This window comes from Streptomyces caelestis (assembly GCF_014205255.1).
GTDB lineage: Bacteria > Actinomycetota > Actinomycetes > Streptomycetales > Streptomycetaceae > Streptomyces > Streptomyces caelestis.
In genome coordinates, this window is record NZ_JACHNE010000001.1 from 6,911,044 (window position 1) to 6,935,167 (window position 24,124).

Genomic DNA, 24,124 nt, shown 5'->3' on the forward strand with positions numbered 1-24,124 from the left:
CGCCCCCTTCCCGGCTTGGTGCGGCCCCGGTCAGCCGAACTGCTGCTCCAGGTCCTTGAGCTTGCGCTCCAGGGAATCGAGGCGCGGCAGCGCCATGGTGTCGTCCTCAGCGGTGAGGTCGACGGTCACCGGGTCAGTTCCGCGGCGAACGGGCTGAAGGGAGGGACGCGAGCGGACGGGCAGTTGCTCCGACCCGGATATGGCAGGCTCCGCGGAGACCTGCGAGGAGCCGCGCTCCACCTGCACCTCCAGCTGCCGGCCGCCACCGCCACCGCGGCCGAGGTAGCCGCGGTGACCGCGGCTGATCGCCTTCAGCTGGGCCCGCTCCACGCGCTGCTGGTCGCGGCGCCGCTGCCGGTCGGCGTCCTTCTTGCGCTTGTCCTCGCGCACTTCGTCGACGGCCTCGTCCAGGCTGCGCACACCCTCCAGGAGCATCAGCGACCAGGCCCGGTACGTCTCGCGGGGGGCCCGCAGCCAGCGCACGATACGGATCTGCGGCAGCGGGCGCGGCACCAGGCCCTGCTCCCGCAGGGCGGCCCGGCGGGTCTGCTTCAGCGCGCGGTCGAAGAGCACCGCAGCCGACAGCGACATGCCTGCGAAGAAGTGGGGGGCACCCGCGTGGCCGGCGCCCCTGGGCGCGTGCACCCAGTTGAACCAGGCCGCGGCGAACGCGAACGTCCAGACCAGTATCCGGGAGCCGAGCGCGGCGTCACCGTGGCTGGCCTCGCGCACCGCGAGCACGGAACAGAACATCGCCGCGCCGTCCAGGCCGAACGGGACGAGGTACTGCCAGCCGCCGGAGAGCCCGAGGTTCTGCTCGCCGAAGCCGACCAGGCCGTGGAAGGACAGCGCGGCGGCGACGGCCGCGCAGCAGAACAGAAGGACGTAGGAGACGGTGCCGTAGAGGGCCTCCTTGCGTCTGCGGCGCTCCTCGTTGCGCTCCCAGGAATCGTCCGCGCTCGTGTCTTTGACCGAGGAGCGCTTGCCGCGCGCGAGCACCGCCACCGCCGCCAGCATGCCCAGGAAAAGCACGGCGCCCGGAAGCAGCCAGTTCAGCGATATGTCGGTCAGTCTCATCTGGGTGGTCCCTTGCATTGGGATAGGGCGTAACGCCCGCCATAGTGGCCCAATCCCACCGGCCCTCAGGGGGTTTCGGGGCAAGAGACCGCCAAGGAAGTGCAAGGGATTGCCCAGGGCGGCATTCTGCTCGAACTGCCGCTTGAGGGGCGAGAGTTGAGTTCGAGAAAGACTACCCGCACGGGTGGTTCCCCGGAAAGTTCCCGTGACCCGTGAGGAAGTTGTGAATCGGCTGCGCGCGTGTGGGTGGCCGATTTTGTGATGATCCGACGAGGTGGTGGGGCTGCTCTGTTCATGGCCGCCGGTGTCGGTCCGTGGTGGCTCAACCGGCCGTGGCCAGCAGCTTGGTGACCCGGTCGGCGTCGCAGGTGCGCGGGCAGGTGGCGCAGGTGTCCTCGGGGCGCAGGGTGTAGAACATGCAGCAGCTCGCGCGGTCCCGGGTGCGCAGCGGCTCGCCGCCGGGGCCGGTCAGCTCGCGGAAGGCCGCCGTGCCCACGTACGGCTTGGTCGCGCCCGGCAGGAGCAGCTCCAGTTCGCGCGTCGCGCGCCGCTCCTCGATCTCGCCGAGCAGCTGGGCGACGTACCAGAGCCCCTCGACGATCTCGTCCGTCGCCATACCCCACAGGGCCCGGCCGCGGCGCCGCATCCGGGGGCCGAAACCGGCCAGGACCGGCTCCATGTGCTCGGCGACCGCCGACCGCACCTCGGCCCGCAGCGCCTCCTCGTCCGGGACGACCCGGGCGCCGGGCAGCGCGGCGGCCTCGTCGCCGGGCAGGCAGGCGAAACCGGCCGGACGGACGGCCAGGTGGCCGACGGGGTGGCCGGGGGCCGTGCGGTCGTACGAGACGTCTGTCACGGGGTAGCGGGGCACGCGGCGGTGCAGGAACCAGGGGACGGTGATCAGGAGGCAGGCCGGCCAGGCGTAGCGGTGCAGGCCGAAGCCGGCGATGACGTCGGGGCGTGCCTGCTGGCCGTAGTCCCGGCGGATCTGGGCGTCGTCCCAGGACAGGAAGGCGTCGAGGCCGGGGCCGGCTTCCGCGAGCGCGGCGGCTGTGGTCCAGTTGCCGCCCCGGGGAGTCTCGTCCTCGGCGGTCAGTTCGGTGATGGCCAGCCCCGGGAGGACCTCGGCCAGACGGGCGTACGCGCCGGAGAGGGCCGAAGGGGGCAGGGGCATGGGATCACCGGTCCACGTCTGTTGAAACGGGTCTTCGAAGGTAAGCCTAACCTTACCGAAGATCGCTGGGATTTGAACTGACGGTCGGTGCGCTTATGGTGCTTGACGGACGAGTAACAACCCGCCGTAATGACCCCAAGTACCGACACGTCAGGAGGAGCCGAGCCGTGGAGCAGGGCGCGCAGGGCTCCGCCGGGAGTGGGCAGGTCCGGGTGCCGCAGCAGGCTGTGGCGGCTGATGCGACTGGTGTGAGGCCTGGGGCTGGTGGGGCTGCGGCTGGTGGGGCTTCCGAGGTGGTTCGGGGGGAGCACACGCACAGTGAGCCTGCCCTGCCGCCCGCTCCGCGAGGCCGGTCCGTCGTGCAGCGGTCCTCGGTGCGCGGGCAGATCGTGGACGCGCTGCGGGCCGCGCTGGTGGCCGGGGATCTCAGGCCCGGGGAGGTGTACTCGGCGCCGGTGCTGGGCGAGCGGTTCGGGGTCTCCGCGACGCCGGTGCGGGAAGCCATGCAGCAGCTGGCCCTTGAGGGTGCCGTCGAGGTCGTGCCGAACCGCGGGTTCCGGGTGGTCGAGCGGGGGGCACGGGAGCTGGCGGAGCTGGCCGAGGTGCGGGCGCTGATCGAGGTGCCGGTGATGCTGCGGCTGGCCCGGACGGTGCCGGCGGAGCGCTGGGCCGAGCTGCGTCCCCTCGCCGAGGCGACGGTCCGCGCGGCGTCCTCCGGCTGCCGTGCGACCTACGCGGAGTCCGACCGGGGGTTCCATCGGGCCGTGCTGTCCCTCTCCGGGAACGCGCAACTGGTCCAGGTCGCGGAGGACCTGCACCGGCGGGCGCAGTGGCCGCTGGTGGGAAGCGGGCCGGGGATGCGGGGCCGGGCTGATCTGGTGGCGGACGCGCATGAACACACGGCGTTGCTGGACGCGTTGATCGCCCGCGACCTGGACGTGGTGCGCGCGCTGGTGGGGGAGCACTTCGCGGGCGCCGGCTGATGGGGGTGCGCGCCGCGTGCGCCTACGTGGTGGTGGGCCGGGGATCGCTACGGTCGCCCTGGCTGCGGGCAGTCGTGCCGCCCGGGGCGATGTGGGTCCCCTGCGCGAGCGAAGTCGAGAGCTTGGGGGAGGGTGGGCGCAGCGGCACCTCGTCGGGCCGAGTCGCGCACCCACCCGGCCTCAGCAACCGTCGGCGGCACCTCGTCGCGCCGGGCCGCGCCACGCACCCGCCTCAGCAACCGTCGGCGGCGCCCCGCTCCGCCGGGCTGCGGACCCACCCCTCAGCAACCGTCGGCGGCACCTCGTCGGGCCGGGCCGCGCACCCATCCGGCCTCAGCGAAAACGCCGGGTGGCTCTCAGCCCCGTCAAGCCGTCGCCGCCCCCGCCGCCGGCGGGGCCAACTGCCGCGCCAGCCACGTCGGCACACCCCCGAGCAACCGGAACAACCGCCGAGCCTCCTCCCGCAGCCGGGACGCCTCCGGCTCGGTCTCCGTGTCGGCGAGCGACACCAGCGCCGGCGCCGTACCGACGAGATAGCCCAGCTCCTCACGGATCCGCAGCGACTCCGTGAAACCGTGCCGGGCCTCCGCCAACTCCCCTTCCCGCAACGCGAGTCCGGCCAGATGCCGCCAGGTGAAGGACAGCAGCAACGGGTCCGACTGCGCCGTCGCCCCCGCGTGCGCACGGCGATACGCGGCACGCGCCGCCTGCGGGGAACGCGTCAGGTTCTCCGCGAGCAACCCGCGACGGAAGTCCAGCAGGGCCCGCTGCGGAGCCCCCGGAGGGATCAGCGCCGCGGCCCGCCCCAACGCCGCCCGTGCCTCGTCGGCCCGGTCGCGCACCGCGAGCACCGTCGCGGCGTAGGCCAAGTACCCGCGTTCACAAGCGGCCGCGCCCCGCTCGTCGTCGCTGTGGGCCAGCGCCTCGGCGGTGCGCAGGGCGTCCTCGGCCTCCTCCCAGCCCTGCTCCGTGTACAGACACCGTTCCACCAGCAGCGACGCGCGCTGCAGCGACGCCGCGGGGGTGTCCGGCAGCAGCAGGGCGGCCGCGTCGGCCCAGCACGCGCGTGAGCGCAGCCGCCATACCGCGGTCTGGAGGGGATCGTCACCGGCGGTCGTTCCGTTACCAGACATGGCGGAATGCGCCACGTTGCCCTCCCCGAGCACGCCATCGAGCTGTTGAGTGGTGGCGGCATCTCAGCACGAATCGGAGGGCCGGGCCAAGAGGGTGGGTGAAGGATTTCACAAAGTCGTGGGACTCGGAGGCGTCCCGTGTTTGGCCGGGGCACCCCGCGTCTCAGCTCATGCGCAGTGCCAGGAAGAAGTCCAGCTTGTCCTCCAGGCGCGACAGATCACGGCTCGTCAACTGCTCGATGCGGCCCACCCGGTAGCGCAGTGTGTTGACGTGGAGGTGGAGCCGGGTGGCGCAGCGGGTCCAGGAGCCGTCGCAGTCCAGGAAGGCCTCCAGGGTGGGGATCAGTTCGGCTCTGTGGCGGCGGTCGTACTCGCGGAGGGGATCCAGGAGGCGGGCCGTGAAGGCGCGGCGGACGTCGTCCGGGACGAAGGGCAGGAGCAGGACGTGGGAGGCCAGTTCCTGGTGGCCCGCCGCGCAGACCCGGCCCGGGCGGGCCGCCGCCACCCGGCGGGCGTGGCGGGCCTCCTCCAGTGCGCCGCGCAGGCCCTCCGCCGAGTGCACGGCGGCGCTGACGCCGAGTGTGAGGCGGCCGTCGTCGTCGAGGCCGGCCGTCAGGGGGTCCCGCAGGGACTCCAGGAGCGCGTCGGCGAGGACGCCGGTCCGGGAGGCTTCGTGCTCCGCCGGGACGGCGGGGAGCGGGACGAGGGCGATGGCCTCGTCGCCCGTGTGGGCCACGGCGATGCGGTCGGAGGGCTCCGGGCCCGCCGACAGGGGGTCGACGAGGATCTCCTCCAGCAGGGCCTGGGCGACCGGGCCGCCCTCGATCTCGCCGCCGTCCCAGTCGACACGGGCCACGACGACCTGCCAGTGCGGCGCGGCGCCGAGGCCGGGCAGCAGGACCGGCGCGGCCACCCGGAGGCGGGCGGCGATCTCGGCGGGGGCCGCGCCCGTCTGGACCAGTTCCAGGACCTCCTGGGCGAGGCGGCGGCGGACCGTGCGGGCGGCGTCGCGGCGGTCCCGCTCGACCGCGATCAGCTGGGTGACGCCGTACAGCAGGTCGAGGCGCTCCTCCGCCCAGTCCCCGGCGTCCGCCTCGACGGCCAGCAGCCAGTCGGACAGGACGGTCTCGCGGGCGTCCCGGGCGGTCTGCGGGGAGCGGGCAGTCGAGCGGATCGGGAAGAGGGAGTAGGTGGTGCCGCCCAGCAGGACGCGGTGCGGGGCGCGGCGGCCCGTGCGGGTGGCGGTCAGGTGTTCCGCCGCAAGCCGGCCGCAGGCCTCGGCGGGGAGGGCGGGGCCCGACGTCTTGGGGCCCGCGATCAGGCGGCCGGTGGGGGAGAGCACCCAGGCGCGCAGGTCCAGGTCCGAGCCCAGCAGGTCCAGGACCACGTCCGGGCCGCCGCCCGCGGGGCCCGAGGTCATCATCCGGCGGTGCCGGTCGACCACGGCGGCGAGGTCGCCGGCGCGCTCGCCGGACACCTGCCGTACGACGTGCTCGGTGATCGTCGCGAAGGCCACCGACTCGTGCACCGCGAAAAGCGGGAGGCGGTGGCGGGCGCAGGCCTCGACCAGGTCGTCCGGTACGTCCCCGAGCTCGGCCTCGCCCGCGGCGAGGGCCGTGACTCCCTCCTGCACCAGGATCCGGACGAACGGCTCCGAGTCCGCGGCGTCCCGGCGCCAGGCCAGGCCCGTGAGCACCAGTTCGCCGCCCGACAGGTAGCGGCTGGGGTCGCGCAGGTCGGTGGTCATCACACCGCGCACGGTGCGGTCCAGCTCGTCCTCGCCGCCGAGCAGCTTGAGGCCCAGCGCGTCGGTGTCCAGCAGTGCGCGCAGCCGCATTCTCGTCGCCGCCGTTCTTTGTCTCGAAATCTATGGTGGATCTTGGTGGGTACGGGGGTGAACGTCCGTTCGGCGGACTGGTGAGCGGGTTCGCCGCCCTCCGGACCTGTCCTGGCTGTGTCCCAGGTCACGCGGCTGTGTCGCGCGTTTCCACAGGAAAACGAGGAGGTTTCCGATGACCTCCGTTCATACGAATCTACAAGATGCCCCTCCTGGCCAGCCAACTCCTTCATGGTTTCCGTGACTGACCCCGCCGGAGTACCGCCCTGTGTACTGAGTCCACTACGCGTTAACAGCACATGGACGAGCCGGGACCGCCGCACACGGATTGGCTCAATCCGAACGCCCCACACGAAGACGAAGAAGAGAGCCGGTCATGGACTTCCTTCGCCCCGCCAGCTGGGAGGAGGCGCTCGCCGCGAAAGCCGAGCATCCCAGCGCTGTGCCGATCGCGGGTGGCACCGACGTGATGGTCGAGATCAACTTCGACCACCGCCGGCCCGAGTACCTCATGGACCTGAACCGCATCGGCGACCTCTGCGAGTGGGAGGTCGGCGAGGAGAGCGTGCGGCTGGGTGCCTCCGTGCCCTACACGACGATCATGGAGAACCTGCGCGCCGAGCTGCCGGGACTCGCCCTGGCCTCGCACACGGTCGCCTCCCCGCAGATCCGCAACCGCGGCGGCGTCGGCGGCAACCTCGGCACCGCCTCCCCGGCCGGCGACGCGCACCCCGCCCTGCTCGCCGCGGGCGCCGAGGTGGAGGTGGAATCGGTGCGCGGGGCGCGTCGTATCCCGATCGATGAGTTCTACACGGGCGTCAAGCGCAACGCGCTGGCCCCCGACGAGCTGATCCGCGCCGTGCACGTGAAGAAGGCCGACGGGCCGCAGCAGTTCTCCAAGGTGGGGACCCGGAACGCGATGGTCATCGCCGTGTGCGGCTTCGGGCTGGCACTGCACCCCGAGACGCGGACCGTGCGGACGGGCATCGGTTCGGCCGCCCCGACCCCCATTCGGGCCAAGGCCGCCGAGGAGTTCCTGAACGCCGCTCTGGAGGAGGGCGGCTTCTGGGACAACGGGAAGATCATCACCCCGTCCGTCGCCAAGCAGTTCGCGGACCTGTGCTCCGCCTCCTGTAACCCGATCGACGACGTCCGGGGCACCGCGAGCTACCGCCGCCACGCGGTCGGTGTCATGGCCCGCCGCACGCTGACCTGGACCTGGGAGTCCTACCGCGGCACCCGCCGCACCACCGAGGGAGCTGCGTAATGCGCGTCAACTTCACGGTCAACGGCCGTCCGCAGGAAGCCGACGACGTGTGGGAGGGCGAGTCCCTGCTGTACGTGCTGAGGGAACGGCTCGGCCTGCCGGGCTCGAAGAACGCCTGTGAGCAGGGCGAGTGCGGGTCGTGCACGGTCCGGCTGGACGGTGTGCCGGTGTGCTCGTGCCTGGTGGCGGCGGGTCAGGTGGAGGGCCGCGAGGTCGTCACCGTCGAGGGCCTCGCCGACTACGCCGAGCAGCGCTCCTGCGCGAGTGACGCGTGCGGTACGTCGTTGCAGAACGCCCGGCAGTGGCAGGCCAAGGGCGACTCGCAGACCGGCGAGGGCACCGAACTCTCCCCGATCCAGCAGGCGTTCATCGACGCCGGCGCCGTCCAGTGCGGCTTCTGCACGCCCGGACTGCTGGTCGCCGCCGACGAGATGCTGGAGCGCAACCCGACCCCGACCGACGCGGACATCCGCGAGGCACTGTCGGGCAACCTGTGCCGCTGCACCGGCTACGAGAAGATCATGGACGCGGTCCGCCTGGCGGCCGCCCGGCAGGGAGAGGCGGTCTGATCATGGCTTCCCCCAACGGATCCATGTCGTCCCCCAACGGAACGCCCACCAAGATCACCCAGGGCTCGCACACCAAGGGCGGCATCGGCGAGTCCACGCTCCGCCCGGACGGCACCCTCAAGGTCACCGGCGAGTTCGCGTACTCGTCCGACATGTGGCACGAGGACATGCTCTGGGGCCAGATCCTCCGCTCGACCGTCGCGCACGCCGAGATCGTGTCCATCGACACCAGCGAGGCCCTGGCCACGCCGGGCGTCCACGCCGTGCTGACGTACGACGACCTGCCCACCGACGTGAAGAACTACGGGCTGGAGATCCAGGACACCCCGGTCCTCGCCCACGGCAAGGTCCGCCACCACGGCGAGCCGGTCGCGATCGTCGCCGCCGACCACCCGGAGACCGCGCGCCGCGCCGCCGCCAAGATCAAGGTCGACTACCGCGAACTGCCCGTCATCACCGACGAGGCCTCCGCTACCGCGCCGGACGCGATCCTCGTCCACGAGGGCCGCGACGACCACCACGCCGGCCATGTCCCGCACCCGAACATCGTGCACCGCCAGCCGATCGTCCGCGGGGACGTGGAGGAGGCCCGCAAGCGGGCGGACGTGATCGTCGAGGGCGAGTACACCTTCGGCATGCAGGACCAGGCCTTCCTCGGCCCCGAGTCCGGTCTCGCCGTGCCGGAGGAGGACGGCGGCGTCCACCTCTACATCGCCACCCAGTGGCTGCACAGCGACCTGCGCCAGATCGCGCCCGTGCTCGGCCTGCCCGAGGACAAGGTGCGGATGACGCTGTCCGGCGTCGGCGGTGCGTTCGGCGGCCGCGAGGACCTGTCGATGCAGATCCACGCCTGCCTGCTGGCGCTGCGCACCGGCAAGCCGGTCAAGATCGTCTACAACCGGTTCGAGTCCTTCTTCGGGCACGTCCACCGCCACCCGGCGAAGCTCCACTACGAGCACGGGGCCACCAAGGACGGCAAGCTCACGCACATGAAGTGCCGGATCGTCCTGGACGGCGGCGCCTACGCCTCCGCCTCCCCGGCGGTCGTCGGCAACGCCTCCTCCCTGTCGGTCGGCCCGTACGTGATCGACGACGTGGACATCGAGGCCATTGCCCTCTACACCAACAACCCGCCCTGCGGCGCCATGCGCGGCTTCGGCGCGGTCCAGGCGTGCTTCGCCTACGAGGCGCAGATGGACAGGCTGGCGAAGAAACTCGGTATGGACCCGGTGGAGTTCCGGCAGCTCAACGCCATGGAGCAGGGCACGATCATGCCGACCGGGCAGCCGGTCGACTCGCCGGCCCCGGTCGCCGAACTCCTGCGCCGCGTCAAGGCGATGCCGATGCCACCGGAGCGCCAGTGGGAGTCCAGCGAGGGCGCCGACGTACGGGAGCTGCCCGGTGGCCTGTCCAACACCACGCACGGCGAAGGCGTCGTCCGCGGTGTCGGCTACGCGGTCGGCATCAAGAACGTGGGCTTCTCCGAGGGGTTCGACGACTACTCGACCGCGAAGGTCCGGATGGAGGTCGTCGGCGGCGAGCCCGTCGTCACCGTCCACACGGCCATGGCCGAGGTCGGCCAGGGCGGTGTCACGGTCCACGCGCAGATTGCCCGCACCGAGCTGGGTGTCGCGCAGGTGACCATCAACCCCGCCGACACCCGGGTGGGCAGCGCCGGTTCGACGTCGGCCTCCCGGCAGACGTACGTCACCGGTGGCGCCGTGAAGAACGCCTGCGAGCTGGTCCGCGAGAAGGTGCTGGAGGCCGGCCGCCGCAAGTTCGGCTCCTACCACCCGGCCTGGGCGACGGCCGAACTGCTCCTGGAGGGCGGCAAGGTCGTCACCGACGGCGGCGAGGTGCTGGCCGATCTGGCGGACGTCCTCGGCGAGGACGCCGTCGAGATCGAGGAGGAGTGGCGGCACCGGCCGACCGAGCCCTTCGACCTGCGCACCGGCCAGGGCAACGGGCACGTCCAGTACTCCTTCGCCGCGCACCGCGCCGTCGTCGAGGTCGACACCGAGCTCGGCCTGGTGAAGGTCATCGAGCTGGCCTGCGCTCAGGACGTCGGCAAGGCACTCAACCCGCTGTCCGTGCTCGGCCAGATCCAGGGCGGCACCGTACAGGGCCTGGGCGTGGCCGTCATGGAGGAGATCATCGTCGACCCGAAGACGGCGAAGGTGAAGAACCCCTCCTTCACGGACTACCTGATCCCGACCATCCTCGACACGCCGACCATCCCGGTCGACGTCCTCGAACTCGCCGACGACCACGCCCCGTACGGGCTGCGCGGCGTCGGCGAGGCGCCCACCCTGTCGTCGACCCCGGCGGTCCTCGCGGCCATCCGGAACGCGACCGGGCTCGAGCTGAACCGGACTCCGGTACGGCCCGAGCACCTGACGGGCACGTCACTCTCCGAGGCCTGAGCAGGAGAGTTCCGTCCGGGGGACCGCCTCCCCCGGGCCCCCTCGTTCGTCTCGGGCCGTCCCCCGGGTCGTGCGTCCCAACCCCCTATGAAACTTGGGAGTAGGCCCACATGACCCAGCAGTCACTGGAGCCGAGGACCACAGCCGAGGACGCGGGCGAAGGCACCCGCGTCCCGGCCGGACGGTCCTGGCTCGACCGGTACTTCCACATATCCCGCAGAGGATCCACGGTCGCGCGCGAAGTGCGCGGCGGCGTCACCACCTTCATGGCGATGGCGTACATCCTCCTGCTCAACCCCCTGATCCTGTCCGGCAAGGACGCGGCGGGGAACACCCTCGCGCAGCAGGGCCTGATCACCGCGACCGCGTTCGCGGCGGCCCTCACCACCCTGCTGATGGGTCTCGTCGGCAAGGTGCCGCTCGCCCTCGCCGCCGGTCTGTCCGTCTCCGGAGTCCTCGCCTCCCAGGTCGCGCCCGAGATGACCTGGCCGCAGGCGATGGGCATGTGCGTGATGTACGGCGTGGTCATCATGCTGCTGGTCGTCACCGGCCTGCGCGAGATGATCATGAACGCGATCCCGCTCGCGCTCAAGCACGGCATCACCATGGGCATCGGCCTGTTCATCGCCCTCATCGGCTTCTACAAGTCCGGCTTCGTGCACCAGGGGAAGGCCACTCCCGTCACGCTCGGCCCGGCGGGCGAACTGGCCGGCTGGCCGGTGCTGCTCTTCGCCGGCACCCTGCTGCTGATCTTCATGCTCCAGGCCCGGAACGTCCCGGGCGCCATCCTCGTCGGCATCGTCAGCGGCACGGTCGTCGCCGCGATCCTGAACGCCGCGGGCGTCATCGACCCCAAGCAGTGGGCGGCCGGCGCGCCCGAGCTGCACGGCGGCGCGGTGTCCATGCCCGACTTCTCGCTCTTCGGGGACGTGGAGTTCGGCGGCTGGGGCGAGGTCGGCGCGATGACCGTCGGCATGATCGTCTTCACGCTGGTGCTGGCCGGGTTCTTCGACGCGATGGCGACCATCATCGGCGTCGGCACCGAGGCGAAGCTCGCCGACGACAAGGGCCGGATGCCGGGCCTGTCCAAGGCACTGTTCATCGACGGCGCCGGCGGTGCGATCGGCGGTGTGTCCGGCGGCTCGGGCCAGACCGTGTTCATCGAGTCCGCCACGGGCGTCGGCGAGGGCGCGCGCACCGGCCTCGCCTCGGTCGTCACCGGTGCGTTCTTCGCGGCCTGCCTGTTCTTCACGCCGCTCACGGCGATCGTGCCGCAGGAGGTCGCGTCCGCCGCCCTCGTCGTCATCGGCGCGATGATGCTGATGAACGCCCGGCACGTGGACTGGGCCGACCGGGCCACCGCCGTCCCGGTGTTCCTGACGGTCGTCCTGATGCCGTTCACGTACACCATCACCACCGGTGTCGCCGCGGGCGTCATCTCCTACGTCGCCATCAAGACCGCCCAGGGCAAGGTGCGCGAGATCGGCGCCTTCATGTGGGTCCTGACGGCGGTGTTTCTCGCCTACTTCGCCCTCAACCCGATCGAGAGCTGGCTGGGCGTCCACTGACGCCCCGCCCGCCGCGACCTCAAGGAGACCGAGACAGATGCTGGACATCGCCGAGGAGCTGAACCGGTGGGTCGAGCAGGGCCGTGACTTCGCCGTGGCCACCGTGGTGGCCGTCGGCGGCAGCGCGCCCCGCCTGCCCGGCGCCGCGCTCGCGGTGGACGCCGAGGGCACGGCGATCGGCTCGGTCTCCGGCGGTTGCGTGGAGGGCGCGGTCTACGAGCTGTGCGAGCAGGCGCTGCGGGACGGCGACACCGTCCTGGAGCGCTTCGGCTACAGCGACGACGACGCCTTCGCCGTGGGCCTGACCTGCGGCGGCGTCATCGACATCCTGGTCACCCCGGTCCGGGCAGGCGATCCGGTCCGCCCGGTGGTCGCGGCCGCGCTCACCGCCGCCGCGTCCGGGGAGGCGGCGGCGGTGGCGCGGATCGTGTCGGGCCCGCCCGCACTGACGGGCCGGGCCCTGCTCGTCCGCCCCGACGGCTCCTACGACGGCGGCTTCGGCGGCCATCCGGAACTGGACCGCACGGTCGCGGCCGAGGCGGGCGCCTTCCTGGACGCCGGCCGCACCGGCACCCTGGAGATCGGAGAGCAGGGCTCACGCTGCGGAGCACCGCTCACGGTTCTGGTCGAGTCCTCGGTCCCGGCGCCCCGCATGATCGTGTTCGGCGCGATCGACTTCGCCGCCGCCCTGGTCCGCATCGGCACGTTCCTCGGCTACCACGTCACGGTGTGCGACGCGCGCCCCGTCTTCGCGACCCGGGCGCGCTTCCCGGAGGCCGACGAGATCGTCGTCGACTGGCCCCACCGCTACCTGGAGCGCACGGATGTCGACGCCCGCACGGTCCTGTGCGTCCTCACCCACGACGCCAAGTTCGACGTGCCCCTGCTGCAGCTGGCGCTGCGCCTGCCGGTGGCGTACGTCGGTGCCATGGGCTCCCGGCGCACCCACCTGGACCGAAACGCCCGCCTGCACGAAGTCGGCGTCACCGAGCGGGAGTTGAGGCGGCTGCACTCCCCGATCGGCCTGGACCTCGGCGCCCGTACGCCCGAGGAGACGGCCCTGTCGATCGCCTCGGAGATCGTCGCGGCCCGGCGCGGCGGCAGCGGGGTCTCGCTGACCGGGGCCCACACGCCGATCCACCACGAGCCGGAGTCGAAGGCGGTGGGGCGGATCGGGTCGGTGGCCTGACACCGGGCCGGCCGCCGGGGCGTCACGGACGTCTGAGCAAACGGTTCAGCGCGCGTCCGAACACGTACCGTGCCGAGCGCCGCAGTACGCCGTCGAAGAGCGACGGCAGCAGCCGGAGCCGGATCTCCTCCCGCCAGACCACACGGGTACGCCCCCCGGGCCCCGGCCGCACTTCCAGCTCCGCCCAGCCGAGCACCACCCGGCCCCGCTTCTCCAGGCGGCACATCCCCGGCGCCCCGTTCTCCGGCGGCTGCCACACCGTGACCTCCATCGGGTCGTCGAAGGCCAGCGCCCCGGCACCCGAGCGGGCCACGACCACCGTGCCCACACGGGTGGGCCCGGGCGGATCCACCCTGACCGCCGTCAGCGGCACCACCTCACCGTGCCGCGGCCACAGCGTGATCCGCCGCCACGCCTCGTCGAGGGGAAGCGGGACCGTGCGTTCGAGCAGGATGTTCACCACGGCACGATGGTAGGGAACTCACCGAGCGTTATCGGTACACCTTCCCCGGCTCCGCCCTTCCGGGTGCCAGCAGCTGCGGCACCGTCACGAACACATAGCCCCGTTCCTTGAGCGCGTCGATGATCCCCGGCACGGCCGGCACCGTGCCGTCGTAGATGTCGTGCAGCAGGATGATCCCGTCCCGGGAGGCCTGGGCGAGGACGCGGCGGGTGATCAGGTCCGAGTCGGTCGTCTTGTAGTCCTTCGCCGTCACGCTCCACAGCACCTCGGCGAGGCCCAGCTCGCGGCAGATCTCGTGGACGGTGTCGTCGGTGCGGCCCTGCGGCGGGCGCATCAGGGTCGGGCGCCGGCCGGTGAGGCGTTCTATCTCCTGGTTGGGGCGTTCCAGCTCCTCGCGTATCTCCTCGGGTCTGAGCCGGGTCAGGATCTTGTGGTCCCAGGTGTGGCTGGCCACCTCGTGGCCCTCGTCCGCCATCCGCCGCACCAGCTCCGGGTACTTCTCGATGTGCCGCTTGCCCAGGAGGAAGAAGGTCGCCGGGACCTGCTTCTCCTTCAGGATGTCCAGCAGGTGTGCGGAGTGCTCGCTCGGCCCCGCGTCGAAGGTGAGCGCGATGCACTTCACCTCGCGGCAGTCGACGGTGCCGAAGCGGGCCGCCCGGACGTCCGTCGCCGCCTGTGCGCGGACGGCGCTGGGGGCCGTGGTGTCGGGCCCTGAGCAGCCGCTCAGGGTCAGTGTCAGGGCGGCGGTCGCCGCGAGCGTTCCGGCGGTGCGGAACGCGATCCCCGTTTTCTTCATCTTCTTGGTCAGAGAAGGCATGCCGGGACTATACACACTGTGTATAGTCCCGGTTTGCAGTGTTCTGACTCCTCGTCTGGTTACTCGCGCCGACACGCAAGTGAAGCCAGTGGAAGGAGAGTCCTGTGAGCGCACACGCCTGGCGCCGGGCCCTGGTGACCGGCGGCGCCGGATTCGTGGGGTCCCATCTGTGCGCACGGCTGACCGACGCCGCAACGGAGGTCGTGTGCCTGGACAACCTGGCCACCGGGTCCCGCGCCAACGTGGTGGACCTGGAGCAGCGGCCCGGCTTCCGCTTCGTGCGCGGTGACGTCACGGACCCGGCGGCCTGGCAGGCGCTGCCCGGCCGGTTCGATCTCGTCCTGCACTTCGCCTGCCCGGCCTCGCCCGCCGACTACCTGCGACTGCCGCTGGAGACCCTCGACGTCGGCAGCACCGGCACCCGCCTCGCACTGGAACGGGCCCACACCGACGGCGCCCGGTTCGTCCTCGCCTCCACCTCCGAGGTCTACGGCGACCCGCTGGAGCACCCCCAGCAGGAGGGCTACTGGGGCAACGTCAACCCGATCGGCCCGCGCAGCGTCTACGACGAGTCCAAGCGCTTCGCGGAAGCCCTGGTCACCGCCCATCGGGGCGTGCACGGCACCGACACCGCCATCGTCCGCATCTTCAACACCTACGGCCCCCGCATGCGCACCGGCGACGGCCGGGCCGTGCCCACCTTCATCGCGCAGGCCCTGGACGGCATGCCCCTGACCGTCGCCGGCGACGGCGGTCAGACGCGCTCGCTGGCTTACGTCGACGACACCGTGGACGGCGTGCTCGCCCTGGCCGCCTCCGCCGAGACCGGGCCCGTGAACATCGGCGGCGGGGACGAGATCACCATGCTGGAGCTGGCCCGCCGGATCGTCGAGATCACCGGCTCCGCCTCCCGGATCCGGTTCGTGGACCGCCCCGTCGACGACCCCGCCCGGCGCCGCCCCGACACCCGGCTGGCCCTGGAACGGCTCGGCTGGCAGCCCCGCGTCGGCTGGGGCGAGGGACTGGCGCGGACCATTGGCTGGTTCTCACGCTCCGTAGCTGCCTGAGCGAGGTCACACTTTGGTCTTTTAGTTCTACATAGGGTGAAAAATCATCCCACTGAGTGGTGAGTTGTCTCCAAGTGTTTGAGACAACCGCAGTGCGGCACTCGCCGAGGCGCCGGTGCACGCCACACAGTTCGGGATGGAGCCCATGCGCATCCTTGGTATCAACGCCCTGTTCCACGATCCGGCCGCCGCCCTCGTCGTCGACGGCCGCACGGTGGCGGCCGCCGAGGAGGAGCGTTTCAGCCGGCGCAAGCACGGCAAGCGTCCGGTGCCGTTCTCCGCATGGGAACTGCCCGAGCTGTCCGCCCGCTGGTGCCTGGAGCAGGCGGGCATACGGCCCGGCGACCTGGACGCCGTCACGTACTCCTTCGACCCGAAGCTCGCCCGGCCCGCCCGCGACATGGGTCTGGACGACCCCTGGGACCCGCTGCGCCTGGAGTACGCGCGCCGCGCCCCCGAGTTCCTCGCCGAGGCCCTGCCCGGCCTCGACCCCGAGCGGGTCGTCTTCGTCCCCCACCACGTCGCGCACGCCGCCTCCGCCGGGCCCGCCTCCCCGCACCCCGACAGCGCCGTCCTCGTCCTGGACGGCCGCGGCGAGGCCGCCTCCCACCTGGCCGGCCGCTACCGCGACGGCAAGCTCGACACCCTCGCCTCGCAGGCACTGCCCGACTCCCTCGGCCTGGTCTACGAGGACCTCACCGAACACCTCGGGTTCCTGCGCAGCAGCGACGAGTACAAGGTGATGGCCCTCGCCTCCTACGGCACCCCGCGCTTCCTGCCGCAACTGCGGCAGTACGTCCACCCCACCGGCCACGGCGGCTTCCGCGCCCACGGCGTCGACTGGGCGTCCTTCGCCCCGCCCCGCGCCAAGGGCGAACCCTGGAACCAGGACCACGCCGACCTCGCCGCGAGCACCCAGGCCGTCCTGGAAGAGGTCCTGCTGGAGCTGGTGCACTGGCTGCACCGCGAGGCCGGGGGCGAGGCACTCACGATGGCCGGGGGCGTCGCCCTCAACTGCGTCGCCAACTCGAAGATCGTGGCCAAGGGCCCGTACCGGGACGTGTGGGTACAGCCCGCCGCCGGCGACGCCGGCACCGCGCTCGGCGGGGCGCTGCACCTCGCTGCGACGGAGACCGGACAGCCCGACCCCATGCCCGGCGCCGACCTCGGCCGCGGCTGGAGCGACGACGCACTGCGCGCCTGGCTCGACACGGCGGCGATCCCGTACGAGAAACCCGACGACATCGCCGAGACCGTGGCCGAGGTGCTGGCGCAGGACGGTGTCGTCGCCTGGTTCCAGGGCCGCAGCGAGTACGGGCCGCGCGCCCTCGGGCACCGCTCCCTGCTCGCCCACCCCGGCCGCGCCGAGAACCTGGAACGCCTCAACCACGTCAAGGGCCGCGAGGAGTTCCGCCCGGTCGCCCCGATGGTGCTCGCCGACCGCGCCGCCGACCTGTTCTCCGGCGGCCCGCTGCCCAGCCCCTACATGCTGTTCGTGCACGACGTCGCCCAGGAGTGGCGCGACCGCGTCCCGGCCGTCGTGCACGTCGACGGCACCGCCCGCATCCAGACCGTCGAGGAACGGCGAGAACCGCTGGTGGCGCGGATGCTGCGGTCCTTCGAGCGGCGCACCGGACTGCCCGTGGTCGTCAACACCAGCCTCAACACCGCCGGGCGGCCCATGGTCGACGACCCGCGCGACGCCCTGGAGTGCTTCGGCTCCGCGCCCGTCGACCTGCTGGCCATCGGCCCGTACGCGGTCCGCCGGGGGCGGGTGTTCGACGCGGGGAGGGCAGCGGCATGACCTCGTACGCCGTCGTCATCCCCACCCTCGTACGGGACACCCTCGCCGACTGTCTCGCCGCGCTCGCCTCCGCGACCGGGCCGCGCCCGGAGCAGATCGTCCTCGTCGACGACCGGCCCGACCCCGAACCCGGAACGCTGGAGCACCCGTTGCGCGTCCTCGGCGACCTGCGGGATCGCACCACCGTGCTGAGCGGCGGCGGACGCGGGCCCGCCGCCGCCCGCAACACGGGGCTGCGGGCCGTGACCGCGCCGTGGACCGTGTTCCTCGACGACGACGTCCAGGTCGGGCCGCACTGGGGCGACCAACTGGCCGAGGACCTCGCCGAGGCGTCGCCCGACATCGCGGGCGTCCAGGGCGACATCACCGTCCCGCTGCCCGGCGAACGCCGCCCCACCGACTGGGAACGCGGCACCGCCGGACTCGCCCGTGCCCACTGGATCACCGCCGACATGGCCTACCGCACCGAGGCGCTCAAGCAGGTCGGCGGCTTCGACGAACGCTTCCGGCGCGCCTTCCGCGAGGACGCCGACCTCGCGCTGCGCCTCCTCGACGCGGGCTGGCGCATCCGGCAGGGCCGCCGCGCCACCCGCCACCCCGTGCGCCCCGCCGACCGCTGGGTGTCCGTGCGCCAGCAGCGCGGCAACGCCGACGACGCCCTCATGCGGCAGCTGCACGGACCCGACTGGTGGGACAAGGCGGTCGCGCCGCGCGGCCGGATCCGCAAGCACGCGGCGATCACCACCGCGGGCGTCGCCGCGTGCGCCCTCGCCGCCACCGGACACGGCCGGGCCGCCGCGGCCTGCGCGCTCGGCTGGGCGACCGGTACGGCGGAGTTCGCCCGGGCCCGCATCGCCCCCGGCCCGCGCACCCGCCAGGAGGTGACGACCATGCTGGCGACCAGCGTGCTCATCCCGCCCGCCGCGACCTGGCACCGGCTGACCGGCGCCCTGCGCCACCGCCGTGCCCCGGCCTGGCAGGAGGTGGCACGATGAGCCCGGTCAAGGCCGTGCTGTTCGACCGCGACGGCACCCTCGTCCACGACGTTCCCTACAACGCCGACCCCGGCCGCGTACGCCCCGTCGACGGCGCCCGCGAGGCGCTCGCCCTGCTGCGCGAACACGGCATCCGCACCGGCGTCGTCACCAACCAGTCCGGTGTCGCGCGCGGGCTGCTCACCGAGGCCGACGTCCGCCGCGTCAACCACCGCGTCGACGAACTCCTCGGCCCCTTCGAGGTGTTCGCCGTCTGCCCGCACGGCCCCGACGACGGCTGCCACTGCCGCAAACCCCAGCCCGGCATGGTGCTGTGGGCGGCCGGGCGGATCTGCACCAACCCCGCCGACCTCGTCGTCATCGGTGACATCGGCGCCGACGTGGAGGCCGCCCGCCGCGCCGGCGCCCACGGCATCCTCGTCCCCAACGCACAGACCCGCCCCGAGGAGACCGCGGACGCCGACCACGTGGCCCCGGACCTGCTGACCGCCGTCCGCGCCGTACTGGGCGGACCCCCCAAGGGCCGCGTCCTCGCCGACGAACGCCCGATCCAGGAGGCCTACACGACCGGTCCGGGGCAGGGGAGGGACGTGTGAAGGCACTCGTCACCCGTCTCGACAGCTTCGGCGACGTCCTGCTCGCCGGACCCGCGATCCGCGCGGTCGCCGCCCGCGCCGACTCCGTCACCCTGCTGTGCGGACCGCGCGGCGCGCCCGCCGCCCGGCTGCTGCCCGGCGTGGACGACATCCTCGTGTGGGACGCCCCCTGGGTGGGATTCACGCCCCCGCCCGTCGGCCGCGGCGAGGTCGAGCTGCTCGTCGACACCATCGACGCCGACACCGCGCTCGTCCTCACCTCCTTCCACCAGTCGCCCCTGCCGACCGCCCTGCTGCTGCGCCTGGCCGGCGTGGACTTCATCGCCGCCGACAGCGAGGACTACCCCGGCTCCCTCCTCGACGTACGCCACCACCGCGCGCCGCACGCCCACGAGGTCGAGGCCGCGCTCGACCTCGCCGAGGCGGCCGGGTTCCCCCCGCCCGACGACGGCCGGCCCCGGGTGCTCCCGCCGCCCGACACCGCCGGGCTCACCGGCCCGGAGCCGTACGTCGTCCTGCACCCCGGCGCCAGCGTCCCCGCCCGCGCCTGGAGCCCCGGGCGCTGCGCCGAGGCCGTGCGCGAACTGGCCGCCGCCGGGCACCGCGTGGCGGTCACCGGCGGCGCGGGGGAGAGGGACCTGACCTCCTACGTCGCCGGCTCGCACGCCCTCGACCTCGGCGGCCGCACCGGAGCCGCGGAACTGGCCGGGGTCCTCGCGGGCGCGGACGCCGTCGTCACCGGCAACACCGGCCCCGCCCACCTCGCCGCCGCCGTCGGCACCCCGGTCGTGTCCCTGTTCGCGCCGGTCGTCCCCGCCGAGCGCTGGCGGCCGTACGGCGTCCCGTACGTGCTGCTCGGCGACCAGGACGCCCCGTGCGCCGGCAGCAGGGCGCGGGACTGCCCCGTGCCGGGCCATCCCTGCCTGGACACCGTCACCGCGCACGACGTGGTGAACGCCGTCGAGAAGCTGATGGGGGAGGCGGCATGAGGATCCTGCTCTGGCACGTGCACGGGTCGTGGACCACCGCCTTCGTGCAGGGCCCGCACACCTACGTCGTCCCCGTCACCCCCGACCGGGGCCCCGACGGCCTCGGCCGCGCCCGCACCTGGGACTGGCCCGACTCGGTCGTCGAAGTGCCGCCGGAGCGGCTGCGGGACGAGGAGATCGACGTCGTCGTGCTGCAACGCCCGCACGAACTCGCCCTGGTCGACCGGTGGCTGGGCCGCCGCCCGCCGCTGGTGTACCTGGAGCACAACGCCCCGCACGGCAGCTCTCCGGGGGTACCCGACACCCGCCACCCGGCAGCGGACATCCCCGGCGTCACCCTCGTCCACGTCACGCACTTCAACCGGCTGATGTGGGACGCCGGCCCGGTGCCCAGCACCGTCATCGAACACGGCATCGTCGACCCCGGGCCGTTGTGGACCGGGGAGCTCGAACGCGCCGCCGTCGCCGTCAACGAGCCGCTGCGGCGCGGCCGTACCACCGGCACCGACCTGCTGCCGGCCTTCGCCGAGGCGGCCCCGCTGGACGTCTTCGGCATGGGCACCGACGGCCTCGCCGGCCATCTCGGCATCCCCGCCGACCGCTGCCGCAGCCACGAACTCACCCAGACCGGACTCCACTCGGCCATGGCGCGGCGGCGCGTCTACGTCCACCCCGTGCGCTGGACCTCCCTCGGCCTGTCCCTGCTGGAGGCGATGCACCTCGGCATGCCCGTGGTCGCGCTCGCCACCACCGAGGTCACCGAGGCCGTACCGGCCGGCGCCGGAGTGGTGTCCAACCGGATCGACGAACTGACCCGCGCTGTACGGGACTTCGTCGCCGACCCGCTGCACGCGCGCATGGTCGGCGAGGGAGCACGGGCGGCGGCGCTCGCTCGCTACGGGCTGTCCCGCTTCCTGGACGACTGGGAGCGGCTGCTGAAGGAGGTGGCCCGATGAGGATCGCCATGGTGTCCGAGCACGCGAGCCCCCTCGCCGCGCTCGGCGGCGTCGACGCAGGCGGCCAGAACGTGTACGTGGCCCGCCTGAGCGAGGAACTGGCCCGGCGCGGCCACGAGGTGACGGTCTACACCCGCCGCGACGCGCCCGACCTGCCCGACCGGGTGCCGCTGCCCGGCGGAGCCGTCGTCGAGCACGTGCCCGCCGGACCGGCCGAGCCCGTCCCCAAGGACGAACTGTTCCCGTACATGCCCGGCTTCGGCGCCTGGCTGGCGCGCGCCTGGGCCCACGAGCGGCCGGACGTGGTGCACGCCCACTTCTGGATGTCCGGCATGGCCTCCCGGATCGGCGCCCATCCGCACGGCGTGCCCGTCGTGCAGACCTTCCACGCCCTCGGCACCGTCAAGCGCCGCCATCAGGGCCGGCTCGACACCAGCCCGCCCGAACGTGTCGGCGTCGAGCGGCAGATCGGCCGCGGCTGCGCCCGCGTCCTGGCCACCTGCACCGACGAGGTGCACGAACTCGCCGAGCTGGGCGTGCCGCGCCGGCAGGTGTCCGTGGTGCCCTGCGGCGTGGACGCCGAGCACTTCCGGCCTGGCGTACGGTCCGACGGCGTCCCGGCACGCCGCGAGCGGCACCGGCTGCTCGCCTGCGGCCGGCTCGTCCCGCGCAAGGGCTACGACCAGGCCGTACGGGCCCTCGCCAGGATCCCGGACGCCGAACTGCTCATCGCGGGCGGACCCGCCGCCGACCGGCTCGCCGACGACTCCGAGGCGCGACGGCTGCGGCGGCTTGCGCGCAGCACCGGCGTGGCCGACCGGGTCCGGCTGCTCGGCGCGGTCGACCCGGCCGCCATGCCCGCCCTGATCGGCAGCGCGGACCTGGTGCTGTGCACCCCGGTCTACGAGCCGTTCGGCATCGTGCCGCTGGAGGCGATGGCCTGCGGCGTGCCCGTCGTCGCCACCGACGTCGGCGGCCACCGCGACAGCGTCGCCGAGGGCACCACGGGCCGGCTCGTCCCGCCGCAGGACCCCGAGTCGATCGCGGCCGCCGCACGCGAACTCCTCACCGACGACGCACTGTGCCGCCGCTGTGGCAGCGCCGGCCGCGACCGGGTCCTCGCCCACTACACCTGGCGGCGCGTCGCCGACGGCGTCGAGCAGGTCCACCGCCATGTCCTCGCCGGACACGCCCAGCAGAAGGAGGTGGCGTGATGACCGTGCACCCGCCCGTCACCGGGCACTGCGACGAACTCCAGGACGCCCTGACCGCGTTCCGCGCCTCGGCCCACATCACCGAGCGGTGGGGCGAGCACCTGGCGGCCGTGCTCACCGGTGCCGGCCGGCTGCTGGCCGCGGGCAACGGCGGCAGCGCGGCCCAGGCCCAGCACCTGACCGCCGAACTCGTCGGCCGCTACCGCGACGACCGGCCCGCCTTCTCGGCGATCGCCCTGCACGCCGACACCTCCAGCACCACCGCCATCGCCAACGACTACGGCGTCGACGAGGTGTTCGCCCGCCAGGTCCGCGCCCACGGCCGTCCCGGCGACGTCCTGATGCTGCTGTCCACGTCCGGCGCCAGCGCCAACCTGCTGTCCGCCGCGGACGCCGCCCGCGCGGCCGGGGTGCGGGTGTGGGCCCTCACCGGCCCCGCGCCCAACCCGCTGCTGGCGGGCAGCGACGAGTCCCTGTGCGTCGAGGCGCCGACGGGGGCCACCGTGCAGGAACTGCACCTGGTGGCGGTGCACATGGTGTGCGCGGCGTTCGACGCGGCGGTGGAACGCGGCACACGGCGTGACGGCGACGGCAGGAGGTGACATGAACGGCAAGGCACCGCTCGTCGTCGTCGGTGACGCGCTGCTGGACCGGGACGTGACCGGCCGCGCCGAACGGCTCGCGCCCGACGCGCCCGTGCCGGTCGTCGACGACTGCGGGGAGCGGACCCGGCCCGGCGGCGCGGCACTCGCCGCCTACCTCGCGGCCCGCGACGGCCGCGACGTCACGCTGGTGGCGGGGGTGGGCGACGACCCGGCCAGCCGCGCACTGCGCCGCCTCCTGGAACCCTGGCTCACCCTCGTCCCGCTGCCCCTGACCGGCCCCCTGTCCGAGAAGACCCGCGTCCTCGCGCAGGACCGCCCGGTGGTCCGTCTGGACCGCGGCGCGGGCCGCACCCGCGAGGCCACGGACGCCGCCCGCGAAGCCGTCCGCTCCGCGTCCGCCGTCCTGGTCTCCGACTACGGCCGCGGCACCGCCGACGCCCTCCGCGACGTCCTCGCCGCCAGCCCGCCACTGGTCTGGGACCCGCACCCGCGCGGCGGTCCGCCCGTGCCCGGCACCCGGCTGGTGACACCGGCCGAGAAGGAGGCCCACGCCCTCGCCCCACAGGACGGCACCGCGCGCCGGGACCTGCACGCCGCCGCCCGCGACGCCGCCGCCCTGGTACGGCACTGGCGGGCCGCCGCCGTCGCGGTCACCCTCGGCGCCCGCGGCGCCCTGCTGTCCTACGGTGAGCACCCGCTGCTCGTCCCCGCGCCCGCCACCCACCCCGGCGACAGCTGCGGAGCCGGCGACCGGTTCGCCGCGACGGCCGCTGGGCTGCTCGCCGACGGTGTCCTGGTCGCCGAAGCCGTCGAGGGCGCCGTCGCCGCCGCGACAGGGTTCGTCGCCGCGGGCGGCGCGGCCGCGGTACCGAGCGCGGACGCCGAACCGGCACCCCCGCCCCACGATGACGACCCGCACGCCCTGGCCGCCCGGGTCCGCGCCGCCCACGGCACGGTCGTCGCCGCCGGCGGCTGCTTCGACCTGCTGCACGCCGGACACGTCGGCCTGCTCCAGGCCGCCCGGCGGCTCGGCGACTGCCTCGTGGTGTGCGTCAACTCCGACGAGTCGGTACGGCGCCGCAAGGGCGGTGGCCGCCCGGTCAACCCGCTCGCCGACCGGGTCCGGGTCCTGCGCGCGCTGGCCTGCGTCGACGCGGTCGCCGTCTTCGACGAGGACACCCCCGAGCGGCTCCTGGGCGACCTGCGCCCCGACGTCTGGGTCAAGGGCGGCGACTACGCGGCCGCCGACCTGCCCGAAGCCGCCCTCCTCCAGGAGTGGGGCGGCCAGGCGGTCCTCCTGCCCTACCTGGACGGCCGCTCCTCGACGGCCCTCATGGCACGGGCGGCGGAAGGAGCACGATGACCGGCGGTGCGAGGCAGGTACCAGGACGGCACCCG

The 24,124-nt window shown here is 73.4% G+C and carries 21 protein-coding genes; 15 read left to right on the plus strand and 6 right to left on the minus strand.

Annotation, left to right across the window (positions count from 1 at the left end; translation table 11 throughout):
- Window positions 1-30: 30 nt before the first annotated feature.
- Window positions 31-1,077, minus strand: a complete 1,047-nt coding sequence (locus HDA41_RS31520; protein ID WP_184989964.1) for a DUF2637 domain-containing protein — start codon at window positions 1,075-1,077, stop codon at window positions 31-33.
- A gap of 322 nt (window positions 1,078-1,399) precedes the next feature.
- Entirely contained in the window at window positions 1,400-2,251 is an 852-nt protein-coding gene (locus tag HDA41_RS31525) for a (2Fe-2S)-binding protein (protein ID WP_184989966.1), read from the minus strand.
- 167 nt (window positions 2,252-2,418) lie between these two features.
- Here HDA41_RS31525 and HDA41_RS31530 point away from each other — a divergent pair, with 167 nt between their 5' ends.
- Complete coding sequence (locus HDA41_RS31530) at window positions 2,419-3,234, plus strand: GntR family transcriptional regulator (RefSeq protein ID WP_184989968.1); 816 nt, start codon at window positions 2,419-2,421, stop codon at window positions 3,232-3,234.
- Between the two features lie 365 nt (window positions 3,235-3,599).
- Here HDA41_RS31530 and HDA41_RS31535 read toward each other — a convergent pair whose 3' ends face one another.
- Window positions 3,600-4,367 carry a hypothetical protein gene (locus tag HDA41_RS31535; RefSeq protein ID WP_184989970.1) on the minus strand — a complete coding sequence of 256 codons (768 nt, stop codon included), beginning with the start codon at window positions 4,365-4,367 and terminating at the stop codon, window positions 3,600-3,602.
- A gap of 163 nt (window positions 4,368-4,530) precedes the next feature.
- Window positions 4,531-6,204, minus strand: a complete 1,674-nt coding sequence (locus HDA41_RS31540) for a PucR family transcriptional regulator (protein WP_184989972.1) — start codon at window positions 6,202-6,204, stop codon at window positions 4,531-4,533.
- Between the two features lie 376 nt (window positions 6,205-6,580).
- On the opposite strand from HDA41_RS31540, the gene HDA41_RS31545 reads away from it, so the two are divergent.
- The 5 genes from HDA41_RS31545 (at window position 6,581) to HDA41_RS31565 (ending at window position 13,220) form a co-directional block, all read left to right on the plus strand.
- Entirely contained in the window at window positions 6,581-7,471 is an 891-nt protein-coding gene (locus tag HDA41_RS31545; RefSeq protein ID WP_184989974.1) for an FAD binding domain-containing protein, read from the plus strand.
- On the plus strand, window positions 7,471-8,040 hold the full coding sequence (locus HDA41_RS31550) for a (2Fe-2S)-binding protein (protein ID WP_184989976.1): 570 nt from the start codon (window positions 7,471-7,473) through the stop codon (window positions 8,038-8,040). The genes HDA41_RS31545 and HDA41_RS31550 overlap by 1 nt, the downstream gene beginning before the upstream one ends.
- Window positions 8,041-8,063: 23 nt before the next feature.
- Window positions 8,064-10,463 (plus strand): xanthine dehydrogenase subunit D, encoded by a 2,400-nt coding sequence (pucD, locus tag HDA41_RS31555; protein WP_184993894.1) that lies wholly within the window; start codon window positions 8,064-8,066, stop codon window positions 10,461-10,463.
- A gap of 110 nt (window positions 10,464-10,573) precedes the next feature.
- Window positions 10,574-12,031 carry an NCS2 family permease gene (locus HDA41_RS31560; RefSeq protein ID WP_184989978.1) on the plus strand — a complete coding sequence of 486 codons (1,458 nt, stop codon included), beginning with the start codon at window positions 10,574-10,576 and terminating at the stop codon, window positions 12,029-12,031.
- A gap of 37 nt (window positions 12,032-12,068) precedes the next feature.
- On the plus strand, window positions 12,069-13,220 hold the full coding sequence (locus HDA41_RS31565) for an XdhC family protein (RefSeq protein ID WP_184989980.1): 1,152 nt from the start codon (window positions 12,069-12,071) through the stop codon (window positions 13,218-13,220).
- 22 nt (window positions 13,221-13,242) lie between these two features.
- On the opposite strand, the gene HDA41_RS31570 is transcribed toward HDA41_RS31565, so the two are convergent.
- On the minus strand, window positions 13,243-13,683 hold the full coding sequence (locus tag HDA41_RS31570) for an SRPBCC family protein (RefSeq protein ID WP_184989982.1): 441 nt from the start codon (window positions 13,681-13,683) through the stop codon (window positions 13,243-13,245).
- Window positions 13,684-13,711: 28 nt separating this feature from the next.
- A complete protein-coding gene (locus HDA41_RS31575) occupies window positions 13,712-14,479 on the minus strand; it encodes a polysaccharide deacetylase family protein (protein WP_184993896.1) in 768 nt (255 codons plus the stop codon).
- A gap of 125 nt (window positions 14,480-14,604) precedes the next feature.
- On the opposite strand from HDA41_RS31575, the gene HDA41_RS31580 reads away from it, so the two are divergent.
- From HDA41_RS31580 to rfaE2, 9 genes are all read left to right on the plus strand, one after another.
- Window positions 14,605-15,567: an NAD-dependent epimerase/dehydratase family protein gene (locus tag HDA41_RS31580; protein ID WP_184989991.1), complete on the plus strand. Its 963-nt coding sequence runs from the start codon at window positions 14,605-14,607 to the stop codon at window positions 15,565-15,567.
- Between the two features lie 145 nt (window positions 15,568-15,712).
- Window positions 15,713-17,371, plus strand: a complete 1,659-nt coding sequence (locus HDA41_RS31585; RefSeq protein ID WP_184989993.1) for a carbamoyltransferase family protein — start codon at window positions 15,713-15,715, stop codon at window positions 17,369-17,371.
- Window positions 17,368-18,366: a glycosyltransferase gene (locus HDA41_RS31590; protein WP_184989995.1), complete on the plus strand. Its 999-nt coding sequence runs from the start codon at window positions 17,368-17,370 to the stop codon at window positions 18,364-18,366. Before HDA41_RS31585 ends, HDA41_RS31590 begins: the two co-directional genes overlap by 4 nt.
- A complete protein-coding gene (locus HDA41_RS31595) occupies window positions 18,363-18,962 on the plus strand; it encodes a D-glycero-alpha-D-manno-heptose-1,7-bisphosphate 7-phosphatase (RefSeq protein ID WP_184989997.1) in 600 nt (199 codons plus the stop codon). Before HDA41_RS31590 ends, HDA41_RS31595 begins: the two co-directional genes overlap by 4 nt.
- Window positions 18,959-19,951: a glycosyltransferase family 9 protein gene (locus tag HDA41_RS31600; protein ID WP_184989999.1), complete on the plus strand. Its 993-nt coding sequence runs from the start codon at window positions 18,959-18,961 to the stop codon at window positions 19,949-19,951. The genes HDA41_RS31595 and HDA41_RS31600 overlap by 4 nt, the downstream gene beginning before the upstream one ends.
- The gene (locus HDA41_RS31605) at window positions 19,948-20,907 is read left to right on the plus strand and encodes a glycosyltransferase (protein ID WP_184990001.1); all 960 of its coding nucleotides are present in this window, start codon (window positions 19,948-19,950) and stop codon (window positions 20,905-20,907) included. The genes HDA41_RS31600 and HDA41_RS31605 overlap by 4 nt, the downstream gene beginning before the upstream one ends.
- Window positions 20,904-22,121 (plus strand): glycosyltransferase, encoded by a 1,218-nt coding sequence (locus tag HDA41_RS31610; RefSeq protein WP_184990003.1) that lies wholly within the window; start codon window positions 20,904-20,906, stop codon window positions 22,119-22,121. The genes HDA41_RS31605 and HDA41_RS31610 overlap by 4 nt, the downstream gene beginning before the upstream one ends.
- The gene (locus HDA41_RS31615) at window positions 22,121-22,723 is read left to right on the plus strand and encodes a D-sedoheptulose-7-phosphate isomerase (protein ID WP_184990005.1); all 603 of its coding nucleotides are present in this window, start codon (window positions 22,121-22,123) and stop codon (window positions 22,721-22,723) included. The genes HDA41_RS31610 and HDA41_RS31615 overlap by 1 nt, the downstream gene beginning before the upstream one ends.
- Window position 22,724: 1 nt before the next feature.
- The gene (rfaE2, locus tag HDA41_RS31620; RefSeq protein ID WP_184990007.1) at window positions 22,725-24,089 is read left to right on the plus strand and encodes a D-glycero-beta-D-manno-heptose 1-phosphate adenylyltransferase; all 1,365 of its coding nucleotides are present in this window, start codon (window positions 22,725-22,727) and stop codon (window positions 24,087-24,089) included.
- The last annotated feature ends 35 nt before the right edge of the window (window positions 24,090-24,124 follow it).

Excerpts from the sequence above, each read along its gene's own strand:
- HDA41_RS31520 (WP_184989964.1), bottom strand. The coding sequence starts at position 1,077 with ATGAGACTGACCGACATATCGCTGAACTGGCTGCTTCCGGGCGCCGTG.
- HDA41_RS31525 (WP_184989966.1), bottom strand. The coding sequence starts at position 2,251 with ATGCCCCTGCCCCCTTCGGCCCTCTCCGGCGCGTACGCCCGTCTGGCC.
- HDA41_RS31535 (WP_184989970.1), bottom strand. The coding sequence starts at position 4,367 with ATGTCTGGTAACGGAACGACCGCCGGTGACGATCCCCTCCAGACCGCG.
- HDA41_RS31540 (WP_184989972.1), bottom strand. The coding sequence starts at position 6,204 with ATGCGGCTGCGCGCACTGCTGGACACCGACGCGCTGGGCCTCAAGCTG.
- HDA41_RS31545 (WP_184989974.1), top strand. The coding sequence starts at position 6,581 with ATGGACTTCCTTCGCCCCGCCAGCTGGGAGGAGGCGCTCGCCGCGAAA.
- HDA41_RS31550 (WP_184989976.1), top strand. The coding sequence starts at position 7,471 with ATGCGCGTCAACTTCACGGTCAACGGCCGTCCGCAGGAAGCCGACGAC.
- pucD (WP_184993894.1), top strand. The coding sequence starts at position 8,064 with ATGTCGTCCCCCAACGGAACGCCCACCAAGATCACCCAGGGCTCGCAC.
- HDA41_RS31560 (WP_184989978.1), top strand. The coding sequence starts at position 10,574 with ATGACCCAGCAGTCACTGGAGCCGAGGACCACAGCCGAGGACGCGGGC.
- HDA41_RS31565 (WP_184989980.1), top strand. The coding sequence starts at position 12,069 with ATGCTGGACATCGCCGAGGAGCTGAACCGGTGGGTCGAGCAGGGCCGT.
- HDA41_RS31575 (WP_184993896.1), bottom strand. The coding sequence starts at position 14,479 with ATGAAGAAAACGGGGATCGCGTTCCGCACCGCCGGAACGCTCGCGGCG.
- HDA41_RS31585 (WP_184989993.1), top strand. The coding sequence starts at position 15,713 with ATGCGCATCCTTGGTATCAACGCCCTGTTCCACGATCCGGCCGCCGCC.
- HDA41_RS31590 (WP_184989995.1), top strand. The coding sequence starts at position 17,368 with ATGACCTCGTACGCCGTCGTCATCCCCACCCTCGTACGGGACACCCTC.
- HDA41_RS31595 (WP_184989997.1), top strand. The coding sequence starts at position 18,363 with ATGAGCCCGGTCAAGGCCGTGCTGTTCGACCGCGACGGCACCCTCGTC.
- HDA41_RS31605 (WP_184990001.1), top strand. The coding sequence starts at position 19,948 with ATGAGGATCCTGCTCTGGCACGTGCACGGGTCGTGGACCACCGCCTTC.
- HDA41_RS31610 (WP_184990003.1), top strand. The coding sequence starts at position 20,904 with ATGAGGATCGCCATGGTGTCCGAGCACGCGAGCCCCCTCGCCGCGCTC.
- HDA41_RS31615 (WP_184990005.1), top strand. The coding sequence starts at position 22,121 with ATGACCGTGCACCCGCCCGTCACCGGGCACTGCGACGAACTCCAGGAC.
- rfaE2 (WP_184990007.1), top strand. The coding sequence starts at position 22,725 with ATGAACGGCAAGGCACCGCTCGTCGTCGTCGGTGACGCGCTGCTGGAC.